Annotated in this window: 4 protein-coding genes; 2 read left to right on the forward strand and 2 right to left on the reverse strand. The window is 67.6% G+C overall.

The window, feature by feature from the left end; genetic code table 11:
- Nucleotides 1-12: 12 nt before the first annotated feature.
- Nucleotides 13-6,480 carry a carboxypeptidase regulatory-like domain-containing protein gene (locus HJC40_RS43900; protein ID WP_250009801.1) on the reverse strand — a complete coding sequence of 2,156 codons (6,468 nt, stop codon included), beginning with the start codon at nucleotides 6,478-6,480 and terminating at the stop codon, nucleotides 13-15.
- A 439-nt stretch (nucleotides 6,481-6,919) separates the two neighbouring features.
- On the opposite strand from HJC40_RS43900, the gene HJC40_RS43905 reads away from it, so the two are divergent.
- Together HJC40_RS43905 and HJC40_RS43910 are read left to right on the forward strand one after the other, a co-directional pair.
- Complete coding sequence (locus tag HJC40_RS43905; RefSeq protein ID WP_250009802.1) at nucleotides 6,920-7,213, forward strand: hypothetical protein; 294 nt, start codon at nucleotides 6,920-6,922, stop codon at nucleotides 7,211-7,213.
- Nucleotides 7,214-7,247: 34 nt separating this feature from the next.
- Nucleotides 7,248-7,565: a helix-turn-helix domain-containing protein gene (locus tag HJC40_RS43910; RefSeq protein WP_250009803.1), complete on the forward strand. Its 318-nt coding sequence runs from the start codon at nucleotides 7,248-7,250 to the stop codon at nucleotides 7,563-7,565.
- Nucleotides 7,566-7,601: 36 nt separating this feature from the next.
- Here HJC40_RS43910 and HJC40_RS43915 read toward each other — a convergent pair whose 3' ends face one another.
- On the reverse strand, nucleotides 7,602-9,074 hold the full coding sequence (locus tag HJC40_RS43915; RefSeq protein ID WP_250009805.1) for an MFS transporter: 1,473 nt from the start codon (nucleotides 9,072-9,074) through the stop codon (nucleotides 7,602-7,604).
- Nucleotides 9,075-9,322 lie beyond the last annotated feature (248 nt).

Raw genomic sequence — 9,322 nt, forward strand, 5'->3', positions numbered from 1 at the left:
CGAGGACGGTGATCAGGAAGTGGCCGGGGCGAAGCGCAAGCCGAATCCCGGCCGCAGGACGGCCAGCCGGTCGGCGTACAGAAGCTGATCGGTCTCGTCGGTCCGGCTCTGGATACCGATCAAGGCTGACCCACCGCTTCGTACGAAGTCACCGTTGTTGGTCGGGTAGAGGAGGTGGAAGCCGCCGGCCTCGTCGAGTACGGCCTGGAAGGTGAAGCGGGTAGCCGGGTCGGCGTGGTGGCGCACATCGCGCCACTCCACGACGAACTGGCGATTCGGGGCCGCACCGCGGGTGGCGGTCAATACGCTGGACTGGCTGTCGGCCTCCCAGGCGCCGCGGAAGGCGTACAGGTAGGCGCCCGGGAATTCGAGGCTGCCCTCCGACCCGATCCGCAGGGAGGTGGCGGGCTGGCCCGACACCGTCACCGGGAACGGCAGCTCGGCCGGAGCCCAGACGCCCCGCCCGGTGAGCAGCGTCGAGCCGGACAGCGCCTGATATGCGGCCGACTCCTCAGCGATCAGGTACCTGCTTCCGGCAACCGTGGCGTCCAGCGCGAAGTTCACGACGGGTGCGGTGTTGCCGACCAGGACCGGGCGTGCCGTGGAGCCCGCGCACTCGCCCGACGGGACGGTCGCGACCACCGGCCACGTCTTGGCCGGGATGTCGTTGAGCTGGTAGGTGCCGTCGGCGGCGGTGGTCGCCGATCGGCCCGCAGCTGTGACGGTGGCCCCCTCGACCGGGACGTCGATGCAGGTCACAGTTCCACTGATGGAGTTCTCCGCGGGGACGGCCGGTGCGTACCGGATGGTCAGACCGTCCTCGAGCAGGTCGGCGGCGTAGAGGTATTGGAATCCGGCGGTGCCGCTCGGGTTCTCCAGGCCGACCGTCGCCGAGGCGCCTCGTTCGATCGGATTGGTCGGGTCGATGTCGTCGTACGCCAGGGTGATGGCGCCGTCCTCGGCGAACCTCACCTGGAAGGTGGCCCGCACGAAGTCGTTGCCGTGCAGGCTGACGTTGCGCCACTCGACGGTCCACTCCCGGTTCGGAGCGGTGCCGCTGACCCCGGTGGCGATCGCGGCCTGGCCGTCGACGACCCAGTCTCCCCAGAAGCCGTAGACCGCGCTGTTCGGCGTGTCGTCCACCGACCCCGACGGGATCGGCGTCGTCGTCGCGTCGGTCGTGCCCTCCGGCGAGAAGCTCACGAAGCCGTTGCTGCTGACATACGGAGTGGTGGTCGACTCGCCGTACAGCTTCACCGGGAACGGCGTAGTGACCTTCCAGGACTCGTCGTCACCGGTCCAGTTCTGCACGGTCGGGGCCGCGACGAGCGGCTTGTTGTCGACGGTGCAGTGATAGTACTGGTCGGCGTCGGCGTTCAAGGACAGATCCACGCTCGCCTCACCCTGGGTCTTGTAGACCGCCGAGGTCGCGTACTGGCCGAGGCAACGGTCGTCGCCCTGTGAGGCCAGCAGCTGGTAGGCGCCGACCGGCACGGCATCGAACTCGAACTCGCCGTTCGGGCCGCTGGTGACGGACCGGTTGCCGGGGTTGAGCGTCACGGTCGCGCCGGCGATCGGCGTGGTGGTGACCGACTCGGTCAGGACACCCCGGACGATGCCCGCCGACCCAGGAGTCCACGTGATCGAGCTGTTACTGGTCAGGGTCGGCTGCCAGGAGGAGAAGTAGTCGACCACCCGATGCGACAACGCCTCCATGCCCACTGTCGCGTTCGAGCCGCGCTGGACGTCGGTCGACAGGGCACCGTAGTGGTAGGCGACCCGGCCGCCCTCATGCAGGACCAGCTCGAAGGTGACCCGGTCGGAGGTGCCGAGAACCAGGGCGTTGCGCCATTCCACGGTGAAGGACCGGTTTGGTGCCGAACCGCCGGCCTGGGTACGGATACCGGCCGAGCCGTCGATGACCAGGTCGCCCCAGAACGGTTCGAGGTAGCCGCCGCCGAGGCCGACCCAGCCGTTGGTGGACACGGTGGCGATGTTCGAGGACCGCCCGTAGAACGGCATCGTGAACGGCAGGGTCACGTCGGCTTCGACATCATCCCCGCTCAGCGCGAACGGGGTGGATGCCGGAACGTAGCCGGCGGAGCCGACCGTGCAGGCATAGCCCATCACGCCGTGGTCCGGTGCGAGCCGTAGGTCGTGAACGGTGTCGGCGAACACCTCGACCTGACTCTCGGCCCGGGTGCCGCAACGGTCGGTGCGGCGAGTGCTGAGCGTGTAGCCGTCGCCGACGAGCCCGAGGAAGGAGTAGCTGCCGTTGGTGGCGGTCGTGGCGGTCAGACCGCTGGGATCGAGCTGAACGGTGGCGCCCGCGACCGGGGCACCGGCGGCGTCGGTGAGGGTGCCGCTCAGGTCGTACGTCTCGAAGCCGCCGCCGTTGTCCGGGTCGGTGAAGACGATCGATGTGCCGTTCGCCAGAGCGGATTCGTCGGTGGAGTAGGCAAGCCCGTCCTGCCCGTCCATCGACTCGATGCCGACCACGGCGTGAGCGCCCTGCTCATCGGCGTTGTCGAGACCGTCGTAATGGGTGGCCACCGTGCCGTCCGCGCCCAGCGTGACGGCGAAACTGAGCCGCTGCGCCGTGTTGCCCTTGCGGTGGACGTTGCGCCACTCCACTACCGCTTGCTGGGCGGCGCCGCTACCGGTGACGCCGGTGCGGATGCTGGCGGCCGAGTCGATCACCAGGTCGTCCCAGTACGGGGCGACGAGGGCGTTGGGCTCGGCGGCCGACACCAGCGGCGCCCCCGGTGCCCGCGGACGGGAAGCGAGCGGGTCGACGAACGAGAGCACGCCGTTGGTGTCCACCCAGGCGGAGCGGTACGTGCCGCCGTAGAACGGGAAAGCGAACGGCAAGTCGACGGTCCTGATCGCGTCATCACCGGTCAGCGGGAGCACCGTGCTCGCGGAAGGGAACACCGCGGTTCGCTCGGTACAGGTGTGTCCGACGTTGTCCGAGACCCTCCTCATGTACAGCTCGAGCATCAAGCCCTGCTTGTCGATGGTGTAGGGCTGGCTGCCGGCCATGCCGCATCGGCCGGCGGAGGTCGCCCGGACCGTGTACGCACCGGCCGTGACGCTGGCGAAGGCATAGGTCCCGTCAGCGTCGGTGGTCACCTGCGCCCCGCCTGGTTGGAGCCGGACCACCGCGCCCGCGACGGGTTGGAAGCTGCTCTGGTCGAGCACAGTGCCGAACAGGCTGGCCGCCGGCTTCACCGTGATCTGCGTCTGCGTCAGCGGACTGACCCGGCTGCCGTCGTCGACAGCCACCGCGTGCAGCGGCAGCTGACCGCTGATCGAGCCGACCGGCAGGTCGAAGCTGTAGGTGCCGCCGGCCGCGGTCGCGTTCACGGTCTTTTCGAGGGCGGTGCCGCCGAGGCTGTACTTGAACTTCGTGACGTTGGTGTCCCCACCGGCCGAGAACGTGACCTTGAGCGTGCCTCCGGCCGAGGCTTCCTCACCGTTGGGCAGGGTGATGGCCGGCTGCAGCGGCAACGCGAGTTCGGCGAGCTTCGCCGCGGTCTCCAGGAAGCTGTAGAGACGTACGTCGTCGACCGCGCCGTTGAGGAAGCCGTCGTCGGCGCCGTTCCACTTGCGCTTGCCCACCGTGAGCGCGCCGGTGGCGTTGAATCCGCCGGTCAGCGTGCCCGACGCGGTCTGCGCCACCCCGTTGACATAGAGGGTGAGTTTCTTCGTGGCCACGTTGTAGGTCGCGCTGAGGTGGGTCCATTTGCCGGCGACGGGGGCGGCGTTGGAGAGGACTTGAACAGTCGTGGCGTTGTCGGCGTCCGAGCCGGCCATCGCGAACCGCCAGCGGTTGTCAGCTCCGGAGTAGCCGAGTGTCAACGCCGAGGTTCGCGAGCCGGACACAGCCACCGCGGTTCGCTGCCCGGTCACACCGCTCGCGGAGGTCAGGCGCACCCGGGCGGTCACGGTGAAGGTGCTGTCGGTACGGACGGCGGTGGCGGCGTTGGTGTCCGGATGGGGATAGCTGACCGGCCCCGGGGTGGCCGCGAAGCCGGTCGTCCCGTTCAGCGACAGGGCCTGGCCCTCACCGCCTCGACCAGTCGCCCGGGCGGCTCCGCCGCCGAGTGTCAAGGTGTTCCCGTGCGCGCTGATGTCGGTCGCGGTGGTGGTGCCGGCTGCTTCGTCGAAGGTCCATTCAGCAGCGGGTCCCGTCCCGGCTCGCACGTGGAAGGTGTACGTCTTCGCGTTGACCGAGAACCGGCCCGCGTGGTCCTTGGACCACACCCGCAACGTGTTGATGCCGTCATGCAACGGTTTGGTCTTCAGTACGCCGGCGTAGCCCGCGGCAGCGACAGCCGGCACGGTCTGCGAGGCGATCATGACTCCGGAGTCGAGCGTCCACGCGTAAGCCACCACCTCATGGGGCCGCACTGTGGGCGGAGAGATGGCGAACTCGCCGACGATGCCCACACCGCCGCTGGGTGTGTTCGACGGGTAGTTCGTCGAGGTCACCGCCGCCGGGTCCGGTGGCGGGGTCGCGTCCACGGTGAACTCGCATGTCCCCGACCAGGTCGACAGGCTGCCGTCGGAGGTCTTGGCCTGCCACGCGTAGGTGCCGCCGTCGGTCAGCCGGCCGGTCGGGATCTGGCGCGACACGATCGCATTGTTGCCGTTGGACTGGGTCAGCTTGTTCGACTCACTGCGCGAACCGCCCTTGACCCACCAGTAGAAGTCGGTCGTCAGGGTTCCACCGTCAGGGTCGGAATGCTTGACCGACAGCGTCGGGTTGGTCCACAACACGTACGGGCGGGCGGTACCGACGGCACAGGGCTTCCCGTCCGACTTGCGCTCGGTCGCCGCGTTCGGCGGCCGGTTGAACGTGATGGCCAGCTTCGCCGTGGACGGGTTGAATCGCTTCCAGTGCTTCAGCGTGCCCTCGTCGATCGCCCGCAATGCCAGGTGCAGGCTGCTCCAGTTGTTGGCGACGCCGTACTCGACCATCGGCTTGACATTGAACTCGGCCGTGCCGGGGCCCTTGCAGCCGTGTACAGCCCCATACTTGCGATTGCCGGCAGTCTGCGCAGTCAGGCCGTACCAACGCGGTTGGTTCTTCCACGTCGTCGCCGACGAGATACCGCCGACCATCCACACCTTCGCGTTCGACGCCGGGTTGCACGTCCACGAATGGCGCTGCTCGATGCGGAACTCAGCCGCCGAGATCTTCGTGTTCCGGACCGCACTGACGTTCATCCGGAAGAACGACCGCACGATGTGATCCGCGCACCCGTCGCAGTCCTCGGTCCGGCCGGCCCCCGCGGCGCCGAACGTCTTGCCGTCGGTGAGCGCGGTGCTGTTCTTCCAGAACGAGCTGGTCGGGTGCTTGCTCCACACCGAAGTCCACTCGCTGTTGACCAGCCCACCGGTGACCTGCGGATCGATGTAGACCGGAAACTTCGTCTGCGGATCGGTCAGCACCTTGCGGTTCGGTGTCAGGGTCATCGTGTTCCCGCTGACCTTGAGCGGCATCACTTCGTGACCTGACCGCTCGCCACTGTCGGGTGCGCCCGCCTTCCCCTTCGCCGCATCCGGCCGGTTCTTCACCCCGGCTTTCGGCGCCGGAAGCTCGGTGGCTTCCGCTTCAGCCGGCTGGGACGAGTCCCACATCAGCGGCGCAGGTGACCGGAAGACCGGCTTGCCCTGAGCGTCCGTGGCGACAAGCCCGCCACCCGCCGCCGCGGTGATCTTCACGCCCTTGACCGCGACGCCGAACTTCAACGAGGCCAGCGCCGGATGGGCCGCCGCCTGCCGATCGTGCACCACCAGCACCTCGGAGAAGCCGGTGGCCTGGGCGGTCACGTGCAGGTCGACCGACGGCAACACACCACGGTAGATCGCCGTCGACCCCCTCAACTGAGGTTCGGGCAACGCTGTGGACCACGTGATCGAAAGGTCCCGCTCGCCATCACGCACCCGCCCGACGAGACGATCACCGCCCGCCGAGAACGTCATCGGCAGAACGGTCGCCGCCGGCGCCACACCGTCAGCGGTCTTTCGCAACGTCGTGTCCACCGGCACCCAGCCGGCGCCCTTACGCACCCGGACCGGCTCCACGGACTCTTCCAAAGTCGACGTGCCGTCGACGTTCAGGAAGATCTGCGTCGTCTCGGACCGCTCGGACAGGACCTCGACCCGGTGTCTGCACACCTCGACCATCCGCCGCGCAGCCGCTTCGTCGGCCTGCTCGGACACACACGCCTGAGCCGCAGGAGCCGCCTTGGCGGGACTCCCGACGGATGCGACCTGCACTGACGTGAGCAGCAGCGCAGCAGCAGTCAATCCGCCGACTCGCCGACGCATCCGAAAAATGGCAGCAGCCATCGATGTCCCCCGTGATCCATGAAGCCGAGATGCGCGATGACTGTAAATAAAGAAGATCTCTGATGTATACGCAGGGCCACACGAACCCGGGGCGTCCGCGAGCCGGGCGCCGCCGACCATTGCAGAACGTCATTGGCTGCCGACCCCTTCATCAGGTAAGGCCGGGCGACATCGGCGAATCTCCCCACACGGCGCGTAATCATCGAGTGATGTAAATCACCAAGAGCCTCGACCGCTGTGCGGAGTGGCAGCCGAGCAGATTGGCCCCTAAGGGCGATATACACTTTGTGGCCACTTAGGAGTTTGTTTTTCGGATTCGCCCCAGAATCAGCGACCAACTGGGGAAGCTAGTCGATTACCGGAGCCTCCAGCCCTTTCCGGTCACCCGCCCAGAAGCCGGAAGATGGCTCCGGCACGACATTTCGACTGCTTTGGGCGGCGAGCCTGTCGCCGGGCGTGGCACTTCATTGCCCCGACCCGGCAAAAGTAGTCATCGGCGGGACGCCGAGCCCTGTTCCGTTCCGCAGGGTCAGAACGTGTACCAATTATTCACGAGCGGGTGATCCTGCACGGCGAGATAGTCAAGTCCAGCCTGATCGGCATTTCCGAGACGGCCGCCGCCGAGTGCCGGCAGGTCAGCTCCGTGCTCGATACGGTCGGCCGGCGCTGGTCCCGCGCCATCATGGTCGCGGCCGGCCGCAGCGCCCGGCGGTTCACCGACGTACCGAAAACCCGAATGTTCAATGGCTCCTTCGTGACTGTTGTCATGCGCGGATCGCCAAGGCGACCTTTATCACCTGAACCTTGCGCATGCCGCCGACGATGGGAACTCTATTACCGTGGCATTGGCTGAGGAATGTGCGGAAACGCAAAGCGTCCTGAATTCGGTGCAGTCCGTCTTCGACCTCCTGGCCCGCCGGTGGACCGGTGACATCCTCGTCGCCGGGGTGGAGGGCGCCCGGCGCTTCCGCGAATACCGCCGCGCGGTCGCCGGTGTGTCCGACCGCATGCTCGTTCAGCGCCTGCGGGAGCTCGAAAGCCTCGGGCTGGTGTCCCGGACGGTCGTGCCCTCCTCGCCGGTGCAGGTGTTCTACGCGCCGACCCAGCACGCCATCGATCTCATGCGGGCCGTACAACCGCTGGTCAGCTGGGGACGGCACCACAGGGCGAAGGCGGAAGCGCACGCCCACGCTCCCGCCTCCTGAACGTGCGGCCGCCCCATTGCGGCCGCACGCCGTCCCTCAGTCGCCCATCGCGGGCTCGAGGTTGATGACCGGCACCTGGTCGGCATCGGCCGGCTGGTCCGGCGACGCGATGTGCCGGCCGTCGGACGAGCGGATGCCGACGATGACCACCGCGGCCGAGACCAGCAGGAAGATCCCGCCGATCAGGAAGCCGCGGTCGAAGCCCCGGACCAGCGCCTCGTTCGCCTCGGTGCCCCGGTCAAGCAGGTCCAGGGTGTACGCCGCGGCGACCGAGCTCAGCGTGGCCAGCCCGATCGCGCTGCCCAGCTGCTGCGAGGTGTTGATCAGGCCGGAGGCCAGCCCGCTCTCCTCCGGCCGCACGCCGACCGAGGCCACCAGGAACATCGCCGCCCAGGCGAAGCCCGCGCCGACGGCGGTCAGCAGCATGCCGGGCAGGACCCCGCCGGCGTAGGAGCTGTCCACGTCGAGCAGGGCCAGGTGAAAGAGGCCGGCGGCCAGGATCAGCAGGCCGATCCACAGGGCCGGCTTGGGGCCCGCCTTGGCGATGACCTTCTGAGCGCCGATGCCGGCGACAGCCATCGCGACGGGCCAGGGCAGGTACGCCAGGCCGACCTCGATCGGGCTGTAGCCCTTGACCTGGGCGAGGTAGAGCGTCGGGAAGAACATCATCACGAACATGCCGCCGGTCATCAGGACCATGGCCAGGTTGGCCGACGTCAGGGCCCGCACCTTGAAGATGCCCAGGCGCACCAGCGGCTGCTTCGACACGCTCTCGATGACCAGGAACAGAGCGATCAGAACCGCCGCGGCGCCGATGTACAGCCACACCTTGCCCGAGCCCCAGCCCCACTCGGCCGCGTTCACGACGCCGTACACCAGAAGCATCAGACCGGCCGTGATGGTGATCGCGCCGGGCAGGTCCATGCGGGTCCGGCCCTCGGTCGCGTGCCTGCTGTTCGGGACGAACTTCAGCGCGGCGATGATGGCGACCGCGGCGATCGGCAGGTTGACCAGGAAGATGGCGCGCCAGTCGAACCACTCGGTGAGGACGCCACCGGCCAGCATGCCGGCGGCGCTGCCGGATGCGGTGACCGCGCTGAAGACCCCGAGCGCCTTGGCCCGGGCCTGCACCCCTTCGAAGGTCACGATGATGATCGACAGCACGGCGGGCGAGATCAGCGCGCCGCCGAGCCCCTGCACCGCCCGGCCGACGATCAGCGTCTCCGGGTTCTGCGCGAAGCCGTTGATCGCCGACGACAGGCCGAACAGCACCAGGCCGGCGACCAGCAGGCGCTGCCGGCCCAGAAGGTCACCGGCTCGCCCACCGAACAGCAGGAAGCCACCGAACAGCAGGATGTAGGCGTTGATCACCCACTGCAGCTGGAGCTGGCTGTCGAAATTCAGTCCGGAGCCTATGGACGGGAGCGCCACCGTCACGATGGTCGCGTCGAGCACGACCATGAACTGGGCGACGAGGACGATCCAGAGAATCGTCTTGGACCTTGCCATTTTTCCCTCACAAGTATGGGTCGGCCGTATTCGGATCGGCCGCGCCCTTACAGAGTTCTCGGCGGGGGAAGCATCGGCAAATGTCCGCTTAGCAACTTACTTTTTCCGGCTTTCCGGTTAGTGACGTGATCTCAGCAAGGAGAGGTGTCTGATTCGGTACGACACGGGCAAAAGTATGAGTACCGGACGGTGCTGGATATAGGCGTGGAGCCATCGATAGACCAGTTCTTGCGAAGGAAACAGGTCTG

It is taken from the genome of Actinoplanes sp. M2I2, assembly GCF_023544445.1.
GTDB lineage: Bacteria > Actinomycetota > Actinomycetes > Mycobacteriales > Micromonosporaceae > Actinoplanes.

Bases quoted from the DNA above. Each gene is read 5' to 3' on its own strand.
- HJC40_RS43900 (WP_250009801.1), bottom strand. From the start codon at position 6,480: ATGGTCGGCGGCGCCCGGCTCGCGGACGCCCCGGGTTCGTGTGGCCCT.
- HJC40_RS43915 (WP_250009805.1), bottom strand. From the start codon at position 9,074: ATGGCAAGGTCCAAGACGATTCTCTGGATCGTCCTCGTCGCCCAGTTC.